Source organism: Polaromonas glacialis, assembly GCF_000709345.1.
Classification (GTDB): Bacteria; Pseudomonadota; Gammaproteobacteria; order Burkholderiales; family Burkholderiaceae_C; genus Polaromonas; species Polaromonas glacialis.
In genome coordinates this window covers 2,218,234-2,238,367 of sequence record NZ_KL448323.1, presented here as the reverse complement: position 1 = coordinate 2,238,367, position 20,134 = coordinate 2,218,234, and the positions used below count along the sequence as shown (strand labels likewise).

The 20,134-nt window shown below is 63.1% G+C and carries 17 protein-coding genes; 9 read left to right on the top strand and 8 right to left on the bottom strand.

Annotated elements, in window-relative coordinates; genetic code table 11:
- Positions 1 to 12 precede the first annotated feature (12 nt).
- Positions 13 to 1,416, top strand: coding sequence for a DUF1501 domain-containing protein (locus EC86_RS0110995; protein WP_051675862.1), 1,404 nt, complete (start codon positions 13 to 15; stop codon positions 1,414 to 1,416).
- A gap of 113 nt (positions 1,417 to 1,529) precedes the next feature.
- On the opposite strand, the gene EC86_RS0110990 is transcribed toward EC86_RS0110995, so the two are convergent.
- Complete coding sequence (locus tag EC86_RS0110990; protein WP_029525676.1) at positions 1,530 to 3,188, bottom strand: Na/Pi cotransporter family protein; 1,659 nt, start codon at positions 3,186 to 3,188, stop codon at positions 1,530 to 1,532.
- 284 nt (positions 3,189 to 3,472) lie between these two features.
- Here EC86_RS0110990 and EC86_RS0110985 point away from each other — a divergent pair, with 284 nt between their 5' ends.
- Positions 3,473 to 3,901: an RNA recognition motif domain-containing protein gene (locus tag EC86_RS0110985; RefSeq protein WP_029525675.1), complete on the top strand. Its 429-nt coding sequence runs from the start codon at positions 3,473 to 3,475 to the stop codon at positions 3,899 to 3,901.
- 189 nt (positions 3,902 to 4,090) lie between these two features.
- Here the strand turns inward: EC86_RS0110985 and lspA are convergent, their stop codons facing one another.
- The 3 genes from lspA to EC86_RS0110965 form a co-directional block, all read right to left on the bottom strand.
- Positions 4,091 to 4,630 carry a signal peptidase II gene (gene lspA / locus EC86_RS0110975; protein WP_408633889.1) on the bottom strand — a complete coding sequence of 180 codons (540 nt, stop codon included), beginning with the start codon at positions 4,628 to 4,630 and terminating at the stop codon, positions 4,091 to 4,093.
- Positions 4,630 to 7,461, bottom strand: a complete 2,832-nt coding sequence (ileS, locus tag EC86_RS0110970) for an isoleucine--tRNA ligase (protein ID WP_029525673.1) — start codon at positions 7,459 to 7,461, stop codon at positions 4,630 to 4,632. Before ileS ends, lspA begins: the two co-directional genes overlap by 1 nt.
- A 119-nt stretch (positions 7,462 to 7,580) precedes the next feature.
- On the bottom strand, positions 7,581 to 8,591 hold the full coding sequence (locus tag EC86_RS0110965; RefSeq protein ID WP_029525672.1) for a bifunctional riboflavin kinase/FAD synthetase: 1,011 nt from the start codon (positions 8,589 to 8,591) through the stop codon (positions 7,581 to 7,583).
- Between the two features lie 160 nt (positions 8,592 to 8,751).
- On the opposite strand from EC86_RS0110965, the gene EC86_RS0110960 reads away from it, so the two are divergent.
- The gene (locus EC86_RS0110960; RefSeq protein ID WP_029525671.1) at positions 8,752 to 9,309 is read left to right on the top strand and encodes an HNH endonuclease; all 558 of its coding nucleotides are present in this window, start codon (positions 8,752 to 8,754) and stop codon (positions 9,307 to 9,309) included.
- A 78-nt stretch (positions 9,310 to 9,387) separates the two neighbouring features.
- The gene (locus EC86_RS0110955; RefSeq protein ID WP_029525670.1) at positions 9,388 to 10,326 is read left to right on the top strand and encodes a bestrophin family protein; all 939 of its coding nucleotides are present in this window, start codon (positions 9,388 to 9,390) and stop codon (positions 10,324 to 10,326) included.
- A 4-nt stretch (positions 10,327 to 10,330) separates the two neighbouring features.
- On the opposite strand, the gene EC86_RS0110950 is transcribed toward EC86_RS0110955, so the two are convergent.
- The 3 genes from EC86_RS0110950 to EC86_RS0110940 form a co-directional block, all read right to left on the bottom strand.
- Entirely contained in the window at positions 10,331 to 11,446 is a 1,116-nt protein-coding gene (locus EC86_RS0110950; protein WP_029525669.1) for an acyl-CoA dehydrogenase family protein, read from the bottom strand.
- Between the two features lie 82 nt (positions 11,447 to 11,528).
- Positions 11,529 to 12,710: an acyl-CoA dehydrogenase family protein gene (locus tag EC86_RS0110945; protein WP_029525668.1), complete on the bottom strand. Its 1,182-nt coding sequence runs from the start codon at positions 12,708 to 12,710 to the stop codon at positions 11,529 to 11,531.
- A gap of 52 nt (positions 12,711 to 12,762) precedes the next feature.
- Positions 12,763 to 13,425, bottom strand: coding sequence for a YceH family protein (locus tag EC86_RS0110940; protein ID WP_029525667.1), 663 nt, complete (start codon positions 13,423 to 13,425; stop codon positions 12,763 to 12,765).
- 17 nt (positions 13,426 to 13,442) lie between these two features.
- On the opposite strand from EC86_RS0110940, the gene purN reads away from it, so the two are divergent.
- From purN to EC86_RS0110915, 5 genes are all read left to right on the top strand, one after another.
- Entirely contained in the window at positions 13,443 to 14,030 is a 588-nt protein-coding gene (gene purN, locus EC86_RS0110935) for a phosphoribosylglycinamide formyltransferase (RefSeq protein WP_029525666.1), read from the top strand.
- A gap of 181 nt (positions 14,031 to 14,211) precedes the next feature.
- A complete protein-coding gene (locus EC86_RS0110930) occupies positions 14,212 to 14,766 on the top strand; it encodes a fasciclin domain-containing protein (protein ID WP_029525665.1) in 555 nt (184 codons plus the stop codon).
- 191 nt (positions 14,767 to 14,957) lie between these two features.
- Entirely contained in the window at positions 14,958 to 16,352 is a 1,395-nt protein-coding gene (locus EC86_RS0110925; protein WP_232229863.1) for an esterase-like activity of phytase family protein, read from the top strand.
- 167 nt (positions 16,353 to 16,519) lie between these two features.
- A complete protein-coding gene (locus tag EC86_RS0110920) occupies positions 16,520 to 17,245 on the top strand; it encodes a carbonic anhydrase (protein WP_029525663.1) in 726 nt (241 codons plus the stop codon).
- Positions 17,246 to 17,316: 71 nt separating this feature from the next.
- The gene (locus tag EC86_RS0110915; RefSeq protein WP_029525662.1) at positions 17,317 to 18,216 is read left to right on the top strand and encodes a DUF3616 domain-containing protein; all 900 of its coding nucleotides are present in this window, start codon (positions 17,317 to 17,319) and stop codon (positions 18,214 to 18,216) included.
- 73 nt (positions 18,217 to 18,289) lie between these two features.
- Here the strand turns inward: EC86_RS0110915 and EC86_RS0110910 are convergent, their stop codons facing one another.
- The gene (locus EC86_RS0110910) at positions 18,290 to 19,906 is read right to left on the bottom strand and encodes a peptide chain release factor 3 (protein WP_029525661.1); all 1,617 of its coding nucleotides are present in this window, start codon (positions 19,904 to 19,906) and stop codon (positions 18,290 to 18,292) included.
- Positions 19,907 to 20,134 lie beyond the last annotated feature (228 nt).

Genomic DNA, 20,134 nt, shown 5'->3' with positions numbered 1-20,134 from the left:
CCCTCCACTTCCATGGACAACTCGACGACTTCAACGCCTGGCCTGCCGCGCCGCCGCCGCCTGCTCGGCCTGGGCGCGCTGTCTGCGCTGGCGCTCGCCAGCGGCCAGCGCGTGTGGGCGCAGCCCGCGCCCGCTGCCGGCGGAGCGCCGCTGGACGGCGGCCGGCTGGTAGTGGTGTTCCTGCGCGGCGCGTATGACGGGCTGTCGGCTTTCGTGCCCTATGCCGATCCTGACTATTACGCCCTCCGCCCCACCATTGCGATTCCCGCGCCCGACGGCACCGCGCAGACCAGCCTCCGGCTCGATGGCACGTTCGCATTGCATCCCGCGCTCAGCCCCCTGCTGCCGCTGTGGCAGCAGGGCGTGCTCGGCTTCGTGCCCGCTGCAGGGCTGCCCATGCCCAACCGGTCGCACTTTGACGCCCAATACCAGATGGAGATTGCCCGGACCGGCCAGACCCGCAGCGCGCCGGGCTGGCTCAACCGCGCGGCAGGACTTGGCGCCAGCCGGTCCCCTGATTCGGCAAGCGCAGGCGCTGCCGCCCTTGGTGTCGGCGAAGCCAATCCGGCCATCCTGGGCGGACCGGCGGTCATCCGGCTGATTCCGCGCGGGCAGGCTGCCGAGCGCACCGGCGTGCTGGCCAACGACCGGGCGCGCCAGGCATTGCTCGACCTGTATGCCGGCAATGACGCGCTGAGCGAAGCGTTCCGCCAGGGCGCCGGCAGCCGCCAGCAAAGCGCGCAGGAACTGAGCGCCGAAAAAATGACGGTTGAGCGCTACCGAGCCATGGCCGTCCCGCCGGACCCGCGCATGGCCGGACGCGACCCGGACCGTGATGGCGCGCCTGTCGATCCGCAGGCCCGGTCCGCGCAGATGCTCGCGGCCAGCAACGGCGCGGCCGACCCGGTCGGCCTGGAGCTTGACGCGCAGCACCTGGGCACCCTGATGCGCAGCGACCGTCGCCTGCGGCTGGGCTTTTTGTCGGCGGGCGGCTGGGACACGCATGCCAACCAGGGCGCCGTCACCGGGCAGCTGGCGGGCAATCTGGGAAACCTGGGGCGCGGCATGGCCCGCTTGCGGCAGCATTTCTCGGAACCCGGCGACATCATCGTGGTGATGAGCGAGTTTGGCCGCACCAGTGCCGAGAACGGAACGCGCGGCACCGACCACGGCTTTGGCAATGCCCTGTGGCTGATCGGCAACCGCGTGGCCGGCGGGCGGTGGCATGGCGACTGGACCGGCCTGGCGCGCGGCAACCTCAACGAGGCGCGCGACCTGCCGGCGCATCACGATTACCGCGCGGTGCTGGCGCAGGTGCTGCGTGCCAGCTTTTCGCTGGGCGACTCGCAGTTGGCCAGCGTCCTGCCCGACACGCGGTGGGACAGCCGGCTTGACGGCATGCTCAAAAAGACGTGAGCCTGCGGCGCTGTCAGCGGAGGCCGGGAGCGGCCGGCTTTAACTAAAATATTGATGAAAAAGGCCTTTTGCGCAATATTGGCGGGCACTGACTGCTATCAAAATAGAGTATTTCAGGCTTTTTCAATCAGTGTGGCGGGGCGCAGCCGGTTGGGCGCCAGCGCGCCGGCCGAATCCAGGATCGGGTAGGCAATCGAGCAGATGTGCGAGTTGATGCGCTTGAGGTCGCTGATCAGGTCGATGTGCAGCGAGCTGGTTTCCTGGCTTTGCAGCGTGTTGGCCGACAGCCGGCCCAGGTGGCTGGTGGCATAGGCGCGCTCCAAGTCGCGAAAGCGCGCTTTTTCCTCCAGCAGCTTTTGCGCATCGCGCACATTGCCATTCAAGAACACGCTCATGCCCAGCCGCAGGTTGTCGCGCAGCCGCTGATGCAGTTCGGTGATCTCGGCCATGCCGGCTTCCGAGAACTGGCGGCCGTGCTTGATCTTCTTGTCCTCGATGTCGATCAGCACCCGCTCGATGATGTCGCCGATCTGCTCCATGTTGATGGTGAAGCTGATGATGTCGGTCCAGCGGCGGCTTTCCTGCTCGTCCAGCGCTTCGAGCGAGATTTTCGTCAGGTAGTACTTGATCGACGAATAAAGTTCATCGACCGTGTCGTCCATCTTGCGCAGGGTTTCGGCCAGCCGCAGATCGTCCTTGCGGATGACTTCGAGCATGCCGCGCAGCATGGTTTCGACCACGTCGGCCTGGTGCAAGGCTTCCCTCGCCGCGCACGAAATGGCCAGCGAAGGCGTGGCCAGTGCAGAGGGGTCCAGGTGGTGCTGTCGGCCGCTGGCGCTGCCTTTTTCGGGCGTCGGCAGCAGTTTTTGCACCCAGCGCGCAATCACCTGCGTCCAGCCGATGAACACCAGGCCGACCAGCACATTGAAGGTCAGGTGAAACATCACCACCACCGTCGCCGGATCGCCCAGATACGGGCGCACATGGCGCAGCCACAGGCCGGCGAAGGGCGCGGCCACGACAATTCCCAGCGCCTTGAACATCAGGTTTCCCAGCGGCACCTGGCGCACGCTGATGGCCGAGCGTGCCGTGGTGATCACCGCCAGCAAACCGCTGCCCAGGTTGGCGCCCAGCACCAGGCCCAGGGCGACATCGCTTGGAATCACGCTGGTGCTGACCAGCGTGGCCGTCAGCAGCACCACGGCCAGGCTTGAATACGACACCACCGCCAGGAAGGCCCCCACGGTGATTTCCAGCAGCAAGTCGCTGCCCAGCGACTCCAGCAGCGCCTTGACGGCCGCCGCCTGGGTCAGCACCTGGGTGGACGCGCTGACCAGCTTCAGTGCCATCAGCATCAAACCCAGGCCGATCAGCACCCGGCCGAAGCGCCCGGCATTGGTGTCCGGCCGCGAGATGAACAGCACCACGCCCACGAAAATGCACAGCGGCGACAGCCAGGACAAATCGAACGAGAACACCACCGCCATCACGCTGGTGCCGATGTCGGCGCCCAGCATCACGGCCAGCGCCAGTGGCAGCGACACCAGTCCCTGGCCGACGAAGGACGAGACGATCAGCGAGGTGGCGGTGCTCGACTGCACCAGCGCGGTCACGCCGACGCCCGACAGGGCCGCCGTGAAACGGTTGCTGATGCTGCGCGCCAAAATCTGGCGCAGGTTGGCGCCGAACACGCGCAGGATGCCGGTGCGCACCAGGTGCGTTCCCCACACCAGCAGGGCAATGGCCGCCAATAAATTCAAAAGATGCTTCATAGACTTCAGGTAGGACGCGGCTTCCTAGTTTCCTCCTGAAATATGGCCCGGCGCATGCGGCCGATAAATTATCTTGTCGCCGGCAGGCAGCGTGCTGACAGGAAAAAGCAAGATGTTTGTAGGGCTTTGGGTTTCGTGAAGCATAATAGGGGGCTGCGGGTAGGAAATCTACCTGCACAGGTCAGGTGATCGGTTCGTTTCGCGCGCTACGGCGGTACTTTTCGGGTGAGTTGTGCTTTCGGGACCCCATCGCTTTGGTTTTTATGTGTTTTTAAGGAGTCCCCATGGGCAACAAACTTTACGTCGGCAACCTGCCATACACGGTTCGTGACGAAGATCTGCAACAGTCTTTCGGCGAATTTGGTTCTATCACCAGCGCCAAGGTCATGATGGAACGCGACACCGGTCGCTCCAAAGGCTTTGGTTTCGTCGAAATGGGCAGCGATGCCGAAGCGCAAGCTGCAATCGCCGGCATGAACGGCCAGTCGCTTGGCGGCCGCAGCATCACCGTGAATGAAGCCCGTCCGATGGAGGCACGTCCTCCACGCACCGGCGGCTTCGGCGGCGGCGGTGGCGGCTACGGTGGTGGCGATCGCTCCGGCGGTGGCGGCTACGGTGGTGGCGATCGTTCCGGTGGCGGTGGCTACGGCGGTGGCGATCGTTCCGGCGGTGGCGGCTACGGCGGCGGCGGCGGCGGTCGCGGCGGCTACTAAGCCCTGCAAACCCCGTCAACGGCAGAGATGCCGTTGCACACCAGCTGTTTCAGCCCTGCGCTGAAAAAAGCATAAAAGGCTTCAAAACTTTGGTTTTGAAGCCTTTTTTCTTTGAATTCAGGAAATGCTTGCGCCAAGGAATTAAAGGACAGCCGCGATGCGCGGCAAGATGTCAACCTGTCCAGGGCGTTATTTTGCCCGGCGCACCCGGGCCAGCTCATCGAGGATCAGGCAGACGGCGCCGATGGTGATGGCGCTGTCGGCAATGTTGAAGGCCGGGAAATGCCGGTTGCCGTAGTGAAAATCCAGGAAATCCACCACGTAGCCATACAGCGTGCGATCAATCACATTGCCGATGGCGCCGCCCAGGATGCAGGCCATGGCGAAAGAGAACAGCTTTTGCCCCGCATGCGACTTGAGCATCCAGACGATGAAGACCGCCGCCGCCACGCCGATGCCGGTGAAAAACCAGCGCTGCCAGCCCGACTCGCTCGCCAGGAAGGAAAAGGCAGCGCCGGTGTTGTGTACCCGCACGACATTGAAGAAGCTGGTGACATAGGTCGCATCGCCCAGCCGGTAGTACCCCAGGATCAGCACCTTGGTGAACTGGTCGGCCAGCAGCAGGATCAGCGCGAGCCCGAGCCAGGGCAGCATGGCGCTTGTTGCCGATGTTTTCTTGAAGCTCGTCTTCATGCCATTGCTGGTTTTGGGTGCTGTGCGGGTGGCCATTATGCGAACTTCCTTTCTTCGCCCAGGCCGAACAGATTGCTGGTGCAGCGGCCGCAGATCGTTGGATGATCCGGGTCGATGCCGACGTCGTCCCGGTAATGCCAGCAGCGCTCGCATTTTTGATCAATACTGGCGCTTACGCTTGCCTGTAGTGCGCCACCAGCTATTAAATCTATAGCGGATGTGATAAATACGAATTTCAGGTCGTCGCCCAGGCTGGCGAGCAGCACATGGTCATCGGCGTTGACCTGCAGCTTCACGTTGGCCTGCAGCGACGAGCCGACCTTTCCATCGGCGCGCAAGGCCTCGATGTCCTTGTTGACCACGTCGCGCACCATGCGGATGCGCGACCACTTGGCCAGCAGCGCCTCGTCGGGCGTACCGAGGTCGGCGTAGGTTTCGATGAAGATCGATTCAGACGCACCGAAAATCTTCCACGCCTCTTCGGCCGTGAAGCTCAGGAACGGCGCCATCCAGCGCAGCATGGCGTGGGTGATGGCGTGCAGCGCGGTCTGCGCGCTGCGCCGGGCCAGCGACTTGGGCCCGGTGGTGTAGAGCCGGTCTTTCAGGATGTCGAGGTAGAACGAGCCCAGGTCTTCGCTGCAATAGATTTGCAGTTTCGAAACCACCGGGTGGAATTCATAGACCTCGTAATGCGCCAGGATGTCGGCCTGCAATTGCGCCGCACGGCTCAGCGCGTAGCGGTCGATGTCCAGCATGTCGTCTAACGGCACGGTGTCCGTCGCCGGGTCGAAGTCGCTGACGTTGGCCATCAAAAATCGCAGCGTGTTGCGGATGCGCCGGTAGGCATCGACCACGCGCGCCAGAATCTTGTCGTCAATCGCCAGGTCGCCCGAGTAGTCGGTCGAGGCGCACCACAGGCGGATGATCTCGGCACCAAGCTTTCCGCTGACGGCCTGCGGCGCGACGACATTGCCTTCGCTCTTGCTCATCTTGCGGCCCTTGCCGTCCACGGTGAAGCCGTGCGTCAGCAGGCCCTTGTAGGGCGCATGGTCGTACATGGCGCAGGCGGTGAGCAGCGACGAATGGAACCAGCCCCGGTGCTGGTCATGGCCTTCGAGGTACAGGTCCGCCGGCCAGGCCGATTGTTCAGTGTGGCTGTGACGCAGCACGTGGTCGTGCGTCGTGCCGGAGTCGAACCACACGTCGAGGATGTCGGTGCTCTTGAGGTAGTCGGGGGCGTCGGAGCCGATGATCGATTCGGCGCTGGCCTTGCTCCAGGCCTCGATGCCGCCGGCCTCGACCATGCTGGCTGCCTGGTCGATGATCTCCATGGTGCGCGGGTGCAACTCGCCGGTGGCGGTGTGGATGAAGAAAGGCAGCGGCACGCCCCAGTTGCGCTGGCGGCTGATGCACCAGTCGGGCCGGCCGGCAATCATGCTCTGCAGGCGCAGCTTGCCGTTTTCGGGGTAGAAGCGGGTTTCGTCGATGGCGGCCAAGGCCAGCTGGCGCAGGGTTTTTTCGGCCTTGTCCTTGGGGAAAACACCTTGCGTGCCGGCAGTTTCGGCGTCCATGCGGATGAACCACTGGGCGGCGGCGCGGTAGATCACCGGGGTCTTGTGGCGCCAGCAGTGCGGGTAGCTGTGCGTGATGGTTTCGGTGGCGAACAGGCGGTTGTGCTCCGCTAGCTTCTCGATGACCAGCGGCGCGGCTTTCCAGATGTTCAGGCCGCCGAACAGCGGCAATTCATCGACATAGCGGCCATTGCCCTGCACCGGGTTCAGGATGTCGTCCGTGGCGATGCCGTTGGCGACGCAGGAGTTAAAGTCTTCCACGCCGTAGGCAGGCGAGGAATGGACGATGCCGGTGCCATCGTCGGCGGTGGCGTAGTCGGCCAGGAAGACCGGGCTAAAGCGCTTGTAACCTTCATCCACGTCATGAAACGGGTGCATGAAATTGAGCAGCGCCAGATTTTTGCCTTGCGTGGTCGCCAGCACGGTACCGGTCAGCTGATAGCGCTCCAGGCATTTTTCGACCAGCACGGATGCCAGCAGCAAAATGCCGCGCCCGGTATCGACCAGCGCATAGTCCAGGTCCGGGTTCAGGTTCAGCGCCTGGTTGGCCGGAATGGTCCAGGCGGTGGTGGTCCAGATGACGGCGAAGGCGTCTTTCGCCAGTGTTCCCAAGCCAAACGCGGCAGCGAGCTTTTCGGGTTCGGCGCATTTGAATCCGACATCGAGCGTCTGCGATTTTTTGTCGGCGTATTCGATCTCGAATTCGGCCAGCGACGAGCCGCAGTCGAAGCACCAGTACACGGGTTTGAGGCCCCGGTAGACAAAGCCGCGCTCGATGATGCGTTTGAGCGCGCGGATTTCATTCGCCTCGTTGGCGAAATCCATCGTGCGGTACGGGTTGTCCCATTCGCCCAGCACGCCCAGGCGCTTGAAGTCGGCCATCTGGCCGGCGATCTGCTCGGTCGCAAAGGCGCGGCTCTTGGCCTGCACCTCATCGCGCGGCAGGCTGCGGCCATACAATTTTTCAATCGCGTTTTCAATTGGCAGGCCGTGGCAGTCCCAGCCCGGCACATAGACCGCGTCCAGCCCCTTGAGCTGGCGCGCCTTGACGATCATGTCTTTCAATATCTTGTTGACCGCGTGGCCGATGTGGATCTGGCCGTTGGCATACGGCGGGCCGTCGTGCAGCACGAACTTTTCCGCGCCGCAGCGGGCGGCGCGCAGTTTTTTGTACACACCCTGGTCTTCCCATTCCTGGGCCCAGCCGGCTTCGCGCTTGGGCAGGTCGCCGCGCATCGGGAAGGGCGTGTCGGGCAGGTTCAGGGTGCTGCGGTAATCGGTTTTTGTGTCAAGCATGAGGTACTTTGGTGGCGCTTTTGGGGTGGGGCGGCCTGAAATGGCACAGCCGCGTGGCGGGGCAGAAGGGGCGCCGTTCACAGGGGGGGAAAGGGCGAAGGCAGAGGCGACGAGATCGTCTAAATTCGGTCGCGCGTGGTCTGGCGGGTGGTCTCAAGATGCATGGCGGCGAAAAACGCACGCGCGTCAATGCAGTCCCGGGCAATGCCTGTTGTCAGGCTGTCGAGACCGTCGTACTTCAATTCGTCGTGCAGTTTATGTAGCAGTTCCACGCGGATGATTTTACTGTACGCACCCTCGGCGCCCAGGCTGTCAGGCCAGTCGAGGCAATGCGTTTCCAGCAGCACGCGGCCGCCGTTCACATCGTCCGGGTCAATCGAAGGCCGTATGCCCAGATTGGCCACGCCTTGCAAGGGTTCGTCGTCCAGGCCATGCACCAGCACCGCAAAAATGCCGGAAGCTGCCGGTTTCCAGTGCGAAAAGCGCAGGTTGAGCGTGCGAAACCCCAGGTCGCGTCCCAGCTTGCGCCCATGCACCACATGGCCCGAGATGCTGTAGGGTCGGCCCAGCAGGCTGCCAACCCGCGCCATGTCGCCCTGCGCCAGCGCATCGCGAACGGCTGAACTGGACACGCGCGTCTTGCTCACTTCATAACTGTTCATGCGCGCCACATCAAAGCCCAGCCGGTCGCCGGCGGCGTCGAGCATGGCGTAATCGCCAGCGCGCTTCAGGCCAAAGCGGAAGTCGTCGCCCACCAGGACATAGCGCGCGCCCAGGCCTTCAATTAGTACTTCGCGGATGAAAACCTCTGGCGGTTGCGAAGCCAGCCGGGCATTGAAAGGCAGGATCACGCACTGCTCAATGCCGCAGCGCTCCAGCTCGCCCAGCTTGTCGCGCAGCGTGGCAATGCGCGCTGGCGCCAGTTCAGGCTTGCGGGCCAGAGCCGCGAAATAGTCGCGCGGATGCGGCTCGAAGGTGACGGCGCAACTCGGAACGCCCCGGTGCCGCGCCTCGCTTTTCAGCAGTGCCAGCATCGCCTGGTGGCCACGGTGAACGCCGTCGAAATTGCCAATGGTCAGTGCGCATTCGGGCGCCAGCTGGGGATGATGGTAGCCGCGGAAAATTTTCATGGAGCCGATTATCGTTTTTATGACGCCACGGCCGGGCTGGCAAAACCTGAAAGGCAGGAAATGTCGATTGAAGCAGTTTTCACACCAGTTTCACAATTTCACTGTATATTGACCGATTGACAGTTTGCCGCCTGTGTTTGCATGTTGATGGAGGTTCGTTTTGAAGGTCCTGAAACTCTCAGCCCAGGGATTGCCCCAAGCCTGGATCAGCCTTGAACTGGCCGTGCTGCATTACGCGGCCGACGAGGTGCGCTGGGAGATGGGCGCGCGCATCGCCACCTTCCATGGCGGGCACAACGCCATCACCGGCGAGCAGTCGATCATCCATGTCAACAGCATCATCGGCACCAAGGGCGTTCCCAGCATCAACCCCTTCGACCTCGTGCCGGGGCTGACCAACAGCAAGCTGTTCATCCGCGACCGCAACGTGTGCGCCTACTGCGCCGACCATGTGGCCGAGGATGACCTGACGCGCGAGCACATCATCCCGCTGGCACAGCACGGCGCCGATGGCTGGATGAACGTCGTCACCGCCTGCCGCGCCTGCAACCACCGCAAGAGCAACCGCACGCCCGAGCAGGCCAACATGCCGCTGCTCTACACGCCCTATGTTCCCAGCCTGTGGGAAGACTTCATCCTGCGCAACCGCCGCATCCTGGCCGACCAGATGGAGTTTTTGATGGCGCACGTTCCCAAGTCGTCGCGCCTGCTCAGTTGACGCGTTCGCGCCATTTGCCAAGGCGGTTTTGCACTTTGGCTGTGTTCAAATAAGGGTTTACCCTCACCGATTGCCACCATGATCGTTCGCGACCGGCCTTCCGGCATCCGGCTGTTTTTCGTGGTGCGCGGCTCGATCCTGAAACGGATCCGGCTCACCCTGCTGGTCAACACCCTGAGCGCCGTTCTGGTGACGGTGGTGCATGGCAACTTCTTCGCGCTGAAAATCACGCTGACAACCATTCCGTTCACGCTGATGGGACTGCCGCTGGCGATCTTCCTCGGGTTTCGCAACTCGACGGCTTATGACCGCTACTGGGAAGGGCGCAAGCTGTGGGGCGAACTGGTGCTGCGCTGCCGCTCGCTGTCGCGCCAGTGCCAGAGCTTCATCCACCCCGCTGACATCGCGCAGGCACCCGAAGCCGAAGCCGCGCGCCAGCGCCTGCTGTACCGTGCCATCGGATTTGTTCATGCCCTGCGGCTGCAGCTGCGCGACCGGACCGACTGCGGTGAACTCCGGCGCTGGGTGCCCCAGGCCGAATGGCCTCGCGTTGAAAACGCTTCAAGCAAGCACGATGCGATGATGCTGGCCATGGGCCGCGAACTCGGGCAATGCCAGCGCCAGGGCTGGATCGAACCGTGCCTGGCGGTCAGCATCGACGCCACGCTCTCAGGCATGACGGCGGCGGCCGCCTCGTGCGAGCGCATCAAGGGCACGCCGATTCCGTTTTCCTACACGCTGCTGCTGCACCGCACGGCCTACCTGTACTGCTTTTTGCTGCCCTTTGGCCTGGTCGATACGATTGGCTTCATGACGCCGTTCGTGGTCGCCATCGTGGCTTACACCTTCTTTGGCCTGGATGCGCTGGGCGATGAAATCGAGGAGCCGTTCGGCCTGGAGGCCAACGACCTGCCGCTCGACACGCTGTGCCGGGCGATTGAGGTCAACCTGCTCGAATCGCTGGGCGAGCCGGTGCTCCATCCCAAAATGGAGCCCGTCAACCACCGCCTGACCTGAGCCTTCAGGCGAACACGCCCGCCGTGTCCTGCATGCGGCCAGAGACTTCGCCCAAATGGTGCAGCGTGTCGCCAAACGTCATTTCCAGCTGCGTCAGCTTCTTGAAGTAATGGCTGACGATGTACTCGTCGGTCACGCCGATGCCGCCGTGCAGCTGCACCGCCTGCTGGCCGACAAAACGCATCGACACGCCCAACTGGTACTTGGCCCGCGCCAGCGCCCGGCGGCGTTCATCAGCCGGCGCATTGAGCTTGAGCGAGGCGTAGTAGCTCATCGAACGGGCAAGTTCAAGCTGCATCTTCATGTCGGCCACGCGGTGGCGCAGCGCCTGAAAGCTGCTGATGGCGACGCCGAACTGCTTGCGCGTGTTCATGTACTCGACCGTGACGGCCAGAGTTTTGTCCATCACGCCAACGGCTTCGGCGCAGGTGGCGGCAATGCCAATGTCGATGGCATGCTCCAGAGCCGCCAGGCCGTCCAGCGTGATCAGCACGGCGGGCGCATGGTCCAGCGTGACCTCGGCGACGCGCGCGCCATCCTGCGTGACGTAGCCGCGCGTGGCAACGCCGGCCGCCGAGCGTTCGACCAGAAACAGCGCCATCTTTCCATCGGCCAGCGCGGGCACGATGAAGGCGTCAGCCTGGTCGCCGGCGGGTACTATGCTTTTGATAGCTGTCAGAACCCATCCACCTTGAGAGGAGGCCGCTTTTGCTTCACATTTTTCAACATGGTAGCGCGCGGCGCGTTCCTGGTACGCCAACACCATCAGGCTCTCACCCGAGGCGATTTTCGGCAGCCATTCGGCCTTGACAGCCTCGGGCGCATAACTTGAAAGCACGCCGCCGGCAATAAGAGTCTGAACGAAGGGTTCGAGCACGATGCCGCGCCCGAGTTCTTCCATGACGACCATGCCCTCGACCGGCCCCATGCCCATGCCGCCGTCCGCCTCTGGAATGTAAAGCCCCGCCAGCCCCAGGTCGGCCAGCTCGCCGTAGGCTTCGCGTGAAAACCCGCCCGCCTTGACGATGCCGCCGCGCCGTTCGAAGTCGTAGCTCTTTTCAACCCATTTGCGCGTCGCGTCGCGCAGGGATTCCTGGTCGTCGGTGAAATCAAAATCCATGATGCGTATCCTTTTTATAAAGTTGGTGACAGCGCTTGTCGCGTTGCGACTGCGGTCTGTCCCGCAATTGACCTTTGACGCTTCAGCCGAGCACGAACTGTGAAACGATGTTGCGCTGGACCTCGTTGGAGCCGCCGTAGATCGTCGTCTTGCGCAGGTTGAAGTACGTCGAGGCCAGCGGCGCATTGGCCGCCACGCCGCCGGGGAAGTCGCCCTGCCAGCCGGCCTCCATGGCTTCTTCGATGAAGGGCAGGCTGAACGGGCCGGCGGCCAGCATCATGAGTTCGGCATAGCGCTGCTGGATTTCGCTGCCCTTGATCTTGAGCAGGCCGGCAATGTCGAGCGAGTTCTTGCCGGATTTTTCGGCCGACAGCACGCGCAGCACCAGCATCTCCAGCGCCACGACATCGACTTCGAGCTTGGCGATTTCGTCGCGGAAACGCAGGTCGTCGTAAACGCCTTCGGCCCGGGCGATGCGCTTGAGGCGCTCCAGCTCGCGCTTGGAGCGGTTCACGTCGGCGATGTTGGTGCGTTCGTGGCTGAGCAGGTGCTTGGCGTAGGTCCAGCCCTTGTTTTCCTCGCCGATCAGGTTGTCAAGCGGCACTTCGACGTTGTCGAACCAGACCTCGTTCACTTCAGACTCACCGTCGAGAAGCTTGATCGGGCGCACGGTGACGCCGGGTGAGGCCATGTCGATCAGCAGAAAGGAAATGCCGGTCTGCGGCTTGCCTTCGTTGCTGGTGCGCACCAGGCAGAAAATCCATTCGCCGTACTGGCCCAGCGTGGTCCAGGCCTTCTGGCCGTTGACGATGAATTTGTCGCCCTGGCGTTCGGCCTTGCATTTGACCGACGCCAGGTCGGAGCCCGAGCCCGGCTCGCTGTAGCCTTGGGACCACCACACATCGCCGCTGGCAATGCCGGGCAAAAAGCGCTGCTGCTGCTCGGGCGTGCCAAAGGCCATGATGACCGGCGCCACCATCACCGGGCCGAAGGGCACGACGCGCGGCGCGCCGGCCAGCGCGCATTCTTCCTCGAACAGGTGCTTTTGCACCGCGTTCCAGCCGGGGCCGCCGAATTCTTTCGGCCAGCCGTGGCCGAGCCAGCCTTTCTTGCCGAGGATTTTGGCCCAGCGCTGCATGTCGTCACGCGACAGGCGCAGGGCGTTGTGGACCTTGTGTGAAATATCGGCCGGCAAATTGGCCTGGACCCAGGCGCGAATCTCTTCGCGGAAAGCCTGCTCTTCAGGGGTGAACGCTAAATCCATGGGTTGTGTCTCCAGTTTCTTTATTTTTAGCACGAACGAGCGTGCCGCCCTGTCAGGCCTGTGACAGCCCGAGTTCTTTATACAGGTGTGCCACCTGGCTTTCAAGCAATTCAATACGCTGTTGCAATCGTTCGGCCTGGCCGAGGGAAACCGGCTCTGTTTCCCGGTTGACGGCCTCGTCGCCTGCGCCCGCCTGCGCGTAGGGCGTCAGCTGCGATTCGCCGCACAGCAAGTGCGCCCAGCGCTGCTCGCGCATGCCGGCGGTGCGGGCGAGTTGCACGACCATGGGCGCGCCGCTGTCGTCGCCGCGCGCCTTGAGTTCGGCCAGCGCGTCCTCGACGCTGGCGATGTCTGCGAATTTGTACCAGCGCTCGCTGTTCAACCGCAATTCGCCCGGCGTCTGCGGGCCGCGCAGCATCAGGAGGCCCAGCAGCACCGCCTGTGGTTCGCTCACGCCAAAACCTCGCTGGAAATTGTGCTCGAAGCGCGGCACGCGGCTGGAGCTGGCCTCGAACACCAGGCTCTGCTTTTTCAGCGTATCGATGGCCGCCTGCGCCTGCGCTTCGGTCATGTCCATTACCGGGTCGCGGCTGGTTTTCTGGTTGCAGCCCAGCACCAGGGTGTTGAGCGAGAGCGGATAGCTGTCGGGAACGGTGCGGGCTTTTTCCATCAGGGTGGCCAGCACGCGGGCTTCGTGGGGGGTAATGATTCTCATGGGGATAATCTTAAACAATGAAAAACATCGTCATCCTGATTTCAGGCAGCGGCTCGAACATGGCCGCGATTGCCCGCACCGCGCAAAAAGAACACTGGCAAGACAAACTCGGCGTGCGGGTCGCCGCTGTCATCAGCAACAGGCTTGATGCCGGCGGCCTGGCGCTGGCCAAAGGACTGGGCATTGCCACCGACGCCTTGTCCCACCGCGATTTTGATTCGCGCGAGGCGTTTGACGCGGCGTTGATGGCGCGCATCGAGACGCATGCGCCGCATCTGGTGGTGCTGGCCGGCTTCATGCGCATCCTGACGCCCGGCTTTGTCGCGCAGTATGCCGGCCGGCTGATCAACATCCACCCCTCGCTGCTGCCGGCCTTTGCCGGGCTGCACACGCACCAGCGCGCCATCGACATGGGCTGCAAGCTGGCCGGCACCACGGTGCATCAGGTGACGGCTGAACTCGACCACGGCCAGATTCTGGCGCAGGCGGCAGTCCCTGTCTTGCCGGGTGACACGGCTGACACGCTGGCCGCCCGCATCCTGACGCAGGAGCACCTGATCTATCCGCAGGCGGTACGCTCTTTTTTTGCGCGCAGCCTGAGTTGATCGGTCGTGCAGGGCACCCTTGATTCCAGCCGGGCTGGACCGAGGTGAGTTGTTGCAAAAGGTAAGGCCTTGAATCCGGCGGGCCCATGGCGCCGTATTCATTGCAGCCGGCCGCGAATCCATCTTGATTGCGGCGGGCGAGGAAGCTCAACCCACCTCAACTTCATTTCAAGGATTTCACATGCAGACAAAACACAAACTCGCGTCCATCGGCCTGGCCATGGCCCTGTCGCTTTCGGCTGCGTCCTCGTTTGCGCAGAAGATGGTTGGCGGCGCCTCGATGCTGCCGACCATGGACATCATCGACAACGCCGTCAATTCCAAGGACCACACCACGCTGGTCGCCGCCATCAAGGCTGCCGGCCTGGTGGACACGCTCAAGGGCGCTGGCCCTTTCACGGTGTTCGCGCCAACCAACGCTGCGTTTGACGCGCTGCCCGCCGGCACGGTCGACACGCTGCTCAAGCCTGAAAACAAGGCCATGCTGTCCGGCATCCTGACCTACCACGTAGTGGCGGGCAAGATGGATGCCGCTGCACTGACCAAGGCGATTGCCGCAGGCAAGGGCAAGGCCATGCTGAAAACCGTGGCCGGTGGCAGCTTGACCGCCACTGCCAAGGGCGGCAAAGTCATGGTGATGGATGAAAAAGGCGGCTCTTCCACCGTCACCATCGCCGACGTGATGCAGTCCAACGGCGTGATCCACGTCGTGGACAAGGTGCTGCTGCCCAAGTAAGTAAATGACGCGCCGGCCTTGTGCCGGTTGCGTCGGTTGTGCCTGATGAAGGCCCGCAGGCGGTTCGCGCCGCCTGTGGGCTTTTTGCGTTCTTGCGCCGGGTGTCGCCTTCTGCGGATGCGCTACCCGATGTAATCAAGCCGTCACACGCTCTGTCCAAGATCGGCCTCTTTACCCTTGGAAGTGCACGCATGTTGTCATCTGGCCTTTTTCTGCCCGCGCTGATGCGCCCACTGTCCCTGGCCGTGGCGGCGGCTGCCCTGGCTTCATCCCCGCTGCATGCGCAAACCGATGGGCCGGCGGCGACTGGATTTACGGCCACCCTGGCCGGCCATGTCGTGATGCCTGCGGCATCCTTCATGGCTGCGCCCCAGGATGCACCGCCAGACCTGCAGATCAGCGGAAAATTCACCACCGGCAAGCGGGTGGAGGCCGTGGGCACGGTCGAAGGCCTGTCCGCCGGGCGCCCCACCGGCATGTCCCTGCCTTTCAAGGGCCAGCCGCTGCAGGGACACTCGGGCATCAAGAAACTGCTCGACGGCACCTTCTGGCTACTGACCGACAACGGCTCGGGTTCCAAGGCCAATTCGCCCGATTCCATGCTGTACCTGAACCGCTACAGCATTGACTTCAAGAGCGGCGGCATGAAGCGGCTGGAAACCATTTTTTTGCACGATCCCGACAAGAAGGTGCCTTTTCGCATCGTCCACGAAGGCACGAAAAAACGCTACCTGACCGGCAGCGATTTCGACACCGAGAGCTTCCAATTTGCCGGTGGTGCCTTGTGGATTGGCGACGAATTCGGTCCCTTCCTGATCAAGGCCGACATGAAGGGCAAGGTGCTGGCCGTGTTTGACACGCTGGTCGAGGGCAAGGCGGTGCGTTCACCCGACCACCCGGCCTTGACCACCCCGGGCGTTCCTGGCGGCGCGGTGGATTTCCAGGTGCGCCGCTCCAAGGGGTTTGAAGGCATGGCCGCGTCAAAGGATGGCAGCAAGCTTTACGCCTTGCTGGAAGGCTCGCTCTGGGATGCGACCCGCAAAGCCAATGAAAACCTGGAGGGCAAGGACTATTTGCGCGTGCTTGAGTTCGATGTCAAAAGCGAGTCGTGGACCGGGCGCCACTGGAAGTACCTGCTGGAGGGCAACAGCCACGCGATTGGCGACTTCAACATGATCGACGGCACGACCGGCCTGATCATCGAGCGCGACAACGGCGAAGGCACGGCTGACAAGTCCTGTCCCGAAGGCCAGAAGCGCACCGACTGCTTCCACGACATCGCCAAGTTCAAGCGGGTGTACAAGGTGGAACTGAGCGACGCCAACGCGGGCGGCCCGGTTCGCAAGATCGGCTACATCGACCTGATGGCGATTGCCGACCCGGCCAGGCTGGCGCGCAAGCCGCTGAACAACGGCGTGCTGACCTTTCCCTTCTTCACGATTGAAAACGTCGAGATGGTGTACAGCACGCACATCGTGGTCGGCAACGACAACAACCTGCCGTTTTCCAGCAGCCGCGATCCCAACAAGGCCGACGACAACGAACTGGTGCTGCTTGAAGTGGCCGACTTCCTGAAAGCGAATTAAACGCGGGCAAGCCGGCAGCCATGAAAAGAAGGCCGGGCAGGCAGCGGGAAATCGTTTTAAATGGTGACATCGGTATGGGTTTGCAGCGTCAAATTGGTCACAAAAAAGTCAAATCGTTGGTCGCCCGGTCGATATAGTCAGGGCTCCTCTCATTCTGGAGCATTGACATGTACCCCAATGAATCTTCTCGCAGAGCATTTTTTCGCTTCGGCTACGGTGCCATGGGTCTGGCGGCAAGCCTGAACTTGGTGCGGGCCAACGCCTCGGAAGGAAAAAAGACCGACCTCACGCCGTCTCAGGCGCTTGAAAAGCTCAAGAAAGGGCATGCGGATTTTCTGGCCGACAAGCCGTCGCTCAAATCCACCCGCGACAGCGACCGGCGGCTGGAAATTGCGCGCGGGCAGGTGCCTTTCGCGGTCCTGGTGGGCTGCTCGGACAGCCGCGTGGCGCCGGAGTTGCTGTTTGACACTGGGCTCGGCGAATTGTTCATCGTGCGCAATGCGGGCAACACCGTCGACACCGTGGCCCTGGGCAGCATCCAGTATGCGGTTCAGGTGCTGGGCGTGCCCTTGATCTTGGTGCTGGGCCACGAGCGCTGCGGTGCGGTGGATGCGGCGGTGTCGGTGGTGGAAAAAAACACGGTCTATCCCGGCAGCATCGGCCAGATGGTCGAGCCCATCATCCCGGCCGTTCTCAAGGCCAGGGCGCAGGGCGGACTCAAGGGCGACGCACTGCTGGATGCCTCCGTGCGCGAGAATGTCCGGCGTACCGTGATGCGGCTGCGCACCGCCGAGCCTGCCATGGCGGACCCCATCAAGGCCGGCAGGCTTCTGGTGGTCGGTGCCCGCTACGACCTGGACGACGGCACGGTCGATTTTTTTCTTGAATCCTGAATCCACTCATCGCGCGGTCCCGGCACCCAAAGCCGGCGCCGTGATCCCTTGAGCCCTGCATAGGTTTTGCCATGTTCCTGCCCCTGACCGGCCTGTATGAACCCTCTGCCATCCAGCAACTGCCTGATGGGCGTTTCCTTGCGCTGGAAGACGAAAAAGGGCACTCCTTCAGCCTGCTCACGCTGAATGCGGACGGCACGGTCAAGCACAAGCCGCTGGGCCCGGGCTGGTTTCAGGGCGGTGCGGCGATCTGGAGCCTGGACGACCTGGAAGGGCTGGCGCTCGACAGCCTGGGTTACCTTTATGCCATCACCTCGCATTCCCGTGACGATGACGGCGACGAGGAAAAAGACCGCAACAAATTGGCCCGGTTTCGCATCGAGGCCGACCGGTTGGTCGATTGCGTGGTGGTTGGCGGGCTCAAGGACGCGCTGGCGGCGGCGCATCCCGTGCTTGCGGCCGCCGCGGAAATCAAAGATGTCAAGACCAGCGGCGGGTTCAACATTGAGGCGCTGGAAATCACGCCGGACCGGCAGCGGCTGCTGGTCGGTTTTCGCAGCCCCTTGCAAGGGCGCCATGCCCTCATCGCCAGCGTTGAAAATCCAGCGGCTATTTTTGAAGCAGACGCGGCGCCGCAAGTCTCCGGCACGCTGCAGACGCTGGATTTGGACGGGCAGGGGATTCGCGGCATGTCCTACATTGCGCCGCTCAATGGCTATCTGGTCATCAGCGGTCCCGTTTCACGCGAAGGGACGTTTGGGCTCTGGTTCTGGAGCGGCCAGAGCGGTGCGCCAGCGCGCCGTGTCACCGTTCCCGGCTTGCCGGGTTTCGGGAACGCGGAAGGGATTTGCGTGGCCGTGGTGCAGGGCGTGCCAAAAATCGTCATCGTCAGTGACGACGGTGACCGCAAGAAAGGGCGCTGTGCCCATTTTCTGCTGTTGGACCCCGGGACCTTGCAGATTGCGCCTTGACGCGGTGCCTCGTATTTGCTATAAAAATAATAGCTGCTTGCGCTGATGGGACGTGCGCAAACGCCATAAAACACTACATTTTTGCCTGAAACACCAGCCCGGCGTGCTCGCGCAGCGCGTGGAACTTGATTTTCGGCCACTGCTGCTCGACGGCGCGCAGCGTGGCACTGTGATCGACCAGCAGCGTCGGTGCATCGACCGCATCGAGCGCCACGCGGTGAGCGTTGGCATCCATGAATTTCTTCAACTCGTTCGGGTCATCGCAGGTCACCCAGCGCGCCAGGTTGAAGTTGCTTTGCATGATGCGCGCCTTGACGCCGTACTCATGCTCCAGCCGGTGCGCCACCACCTCGAACTGCAACTGGCCGACGGCCCCAAGCAGCAGCAGCGAGCCGGCAATCGGCCGGAACACCTGGATCGCGCCTTCCTCGCCCAGCTGCGTCAGGCCCGCGCGCAGCTGCTTGCTGCGCAGCGGATCGGCGACCTCGACGGCGCGGAACATTTCCGGCGCGAAGAAGGGCAGGCCGGTGAACTGCAGCGCTTCGCCTTCGGTCAGCGTGTCGCCAAGCTGCAGCACGCCGTGGTTCGGGATGCCGATGATGTCGCCGGCAAAAGCGGTATCGAGCAGTTCTCGGCGCTGGCTCATGAAGCTCACCACGGTGTTGGGCCGGATTTCCTTGCCGCTGCGCACCACCTTGAGGCGCATGCCACGCGTGAATTCGCCGCTGGCCACGCGCAAAAAGGCAATCCGGTCGCGGTGCGCCGGGTCCATGTTGGCCTGTATCTTGAACACCACGCCGGAAAATTTCTTTTCGTCCGGATGCACGATGCGCTGCATCGCCGGGCGGTCGGCCGGGGCGGGCGCCAGATCGACCAGCGCGTCGAGCACTTCCTGCACGCCGAAGTTGTTGATCGCCGAGCCGAAGAACATCGGCGTCTGGCGGCCGGACAGGAATTCCTCGCGGTTGAATTCGGGCGAGGCGCCTTCGAGCAGTTCGAGCTCGCCCTGCGCCTGGGTGAACTCGGCGCCAAAGCGTTTCGTCGCTTCGGCATTGTCCAGGCCGGAGAGGATTTCATCGTCGCCTCCGGCCTTGTCCTCGCCGGGGCTGAAGACGCGCATGCGCTCCTCGCGCCGGTCATAGACGCCGTGAAAGAGTTTGCCCATGCCGACCGGCCAGGTGAAGGGCACCACGGCCATGCCGAGTTCGCGCTCGATCTCGTCCATGATGTTCATCGGGTCCTGCACCTCGCGGTCCATCTTGTTGACGAAGGTCAGGATCGGCGTGCCGCGCGCGCGGCAGACCTGCAGCAGGCGGCGCGTCTGCGGCTCGACACCGTTGGCCGCGTCGATCACCATCAGGGCCGCATCGACGGCGGTCAGCACGCGGTAGGTGTCTTCGGAGAAATCCTGGTGGCCGGGGGTGTCGAGCAGGTTGATCACGCAGTCGCGGTATTCCATCTGCATGACCGACGAGGCGACGGAAATGCCGCGTTGCTTTTCAATCTCCATCCAGTCGGACGTGGCGTGGCGCGCGGCCTTGCGCGCCTTGACGCTGCCGGCAATCTGGATGGCGCCCGAGAACAGCAGCAGCTTTTCGGTCAGCGTGGTCTTGCCCGCGTCGGGGTGGGAAATGATGGCAAACGTGCGGCGGCGCTTGACTTGCTTGGCGATTTCGGTGGTTTCGGACATAACCCGTGATTATCCATTGCCCCCACGCTCCCCGCTTCGCGTGGTTCGCTGCCCCCCAAGGGGGCCGCTGCCCTTGCACGGCGCCACGCCGCCAGAGTCGGCGCATCTGAAGGCTGTCCAAGCCCGCGCAGGCGGACTTGGAGCCGCAGCCTTCAGCCTGCGGCCTGGCAAAGCCAGCTCCGCGGCCCCGGCGCGTAAAGAGGGGAGGCCCTGCGCTGTGGCCGTTGT

What these genes read in the sequence shown, in the direction of transcription:
- purN (WP_029525666.1), top strand. Translation starts at nt 13,443, where the DNA reads ATGAAAAACATCGTCATCCTGATTTCAGGCAGCGGCTCGAACATGGCC.
- ileS (WP_029525673.1), bottom strand. Translation starts at nt 7,461, where the DNA reads ATGCTTGACACAAAAACCGATTACCGCAGCACCCTGAACCTGCCCGAC.
- EC86_RS0110965 (WP_029525672.1), bottom strand. Translation starts at nt 8,591, where the DNA reads ATGAAAATTTTCCGCGGCTACCATCATCCCCAGCTGGCGCCCGAATGC.
- EC86_RS0110925 (WP_232229863.1), top strand. Translation starts at nt 14,958, where the DNA reads ATGTTGTCATCTGGCCTTTTTCTGCCCGCGCTGATGCGCCCACTGTCC.
- EC86_RS0110930 (WP_029525665.1), top strand. Translation starts at nt 14,212, where the DNA reads ATGCAGACAAAACACAAACTCGCGTCCATCGGCCTGGCCATGGCCCTG.
- EC86_RS0110955 (WP_029525670.1), top strand. Translation starts at nt 9,388, where the DNA reads ATGATCGTTCGCGACCGGCCTTCCGGCATCCGGCTGTTTTTCGTGGTG.
- EC86_RS0110990 (WP_029525676.1), bottom strand. Translation starts at nt 3,188, where the DNA reads ATGAAGCATCTTTTGAATTTATTGGCGGCCATTGCCCTGCTGGTGTGG.
- EC86_RS0110995 (WP_051675862.1), top strand. Translation starts at nt 13, where the DNA reads ATGGACAACTCGACGACTTCAACGCCTGGCCTGCCGCGCCGCCGCCGC.
- EC86_RS0110920 (WP_029525663.1), top strand. Translation starts at nt 16,520, where the DNA reads ATGTACCCCAATGAATCTTCTCGCAGAGCATTTTTTCGCTTCGGCTAC.
- EC86_RS0110985 (WP_029525675.1), top strand. Translation starts at nt 3,473, where the DNA reads ATGGGCAACAAACTTTACGTCGGCAACCTGCCATACACGGTTCGTGAC.
- EC86_RS0110940 (WP_029525667.1), bottom strand. Translation starts at nt 13,425, where the DNA reads ATGAGAATCATTACCCCCCACGAAGCCCGCGTGCTGGCCACCCTGATG.
- EC86_RS0110915 (WP_029525662.1), top strand. Translation starts at nt 17,317, where the DNA reads ATGTTCCTGCCCCTGACCGGCCTGTATGAACCCTCTGCCATCCAGCAA.
- lspA (WP_408633889.1), bottom strand. Translation starts at nt 4,630, where the DNA reads ATGGCCACCCGCACAGCACCCAAAACCAGCAATGGCATGAAGACGAGC.
- EC86_RS0110910 (WP_029525661.1), bottom strand. Translation starts at nt 19,906, where the DNA reads ATGTCCGAAACCACCGAAATCGCCAAGCAAGTCAAGCGCCGCCGCACG.
- EC86_RS0110945 (WP_029525668.1), bottom strand. Translation starts at nt 12,710, where the DNA reads ATGGATTTAGCGTTCACCCCTGAAGAGCAGGCTTTCCGCGAAGAGATT.
- EC86_RS0110950 (WP_029525669.1), bottom strand. Translation starts at nt 11,446, where the DNA reads ATGGATTTTGATTTCACCGACGACCAGGAATCCCTGCGCGACGCGACG.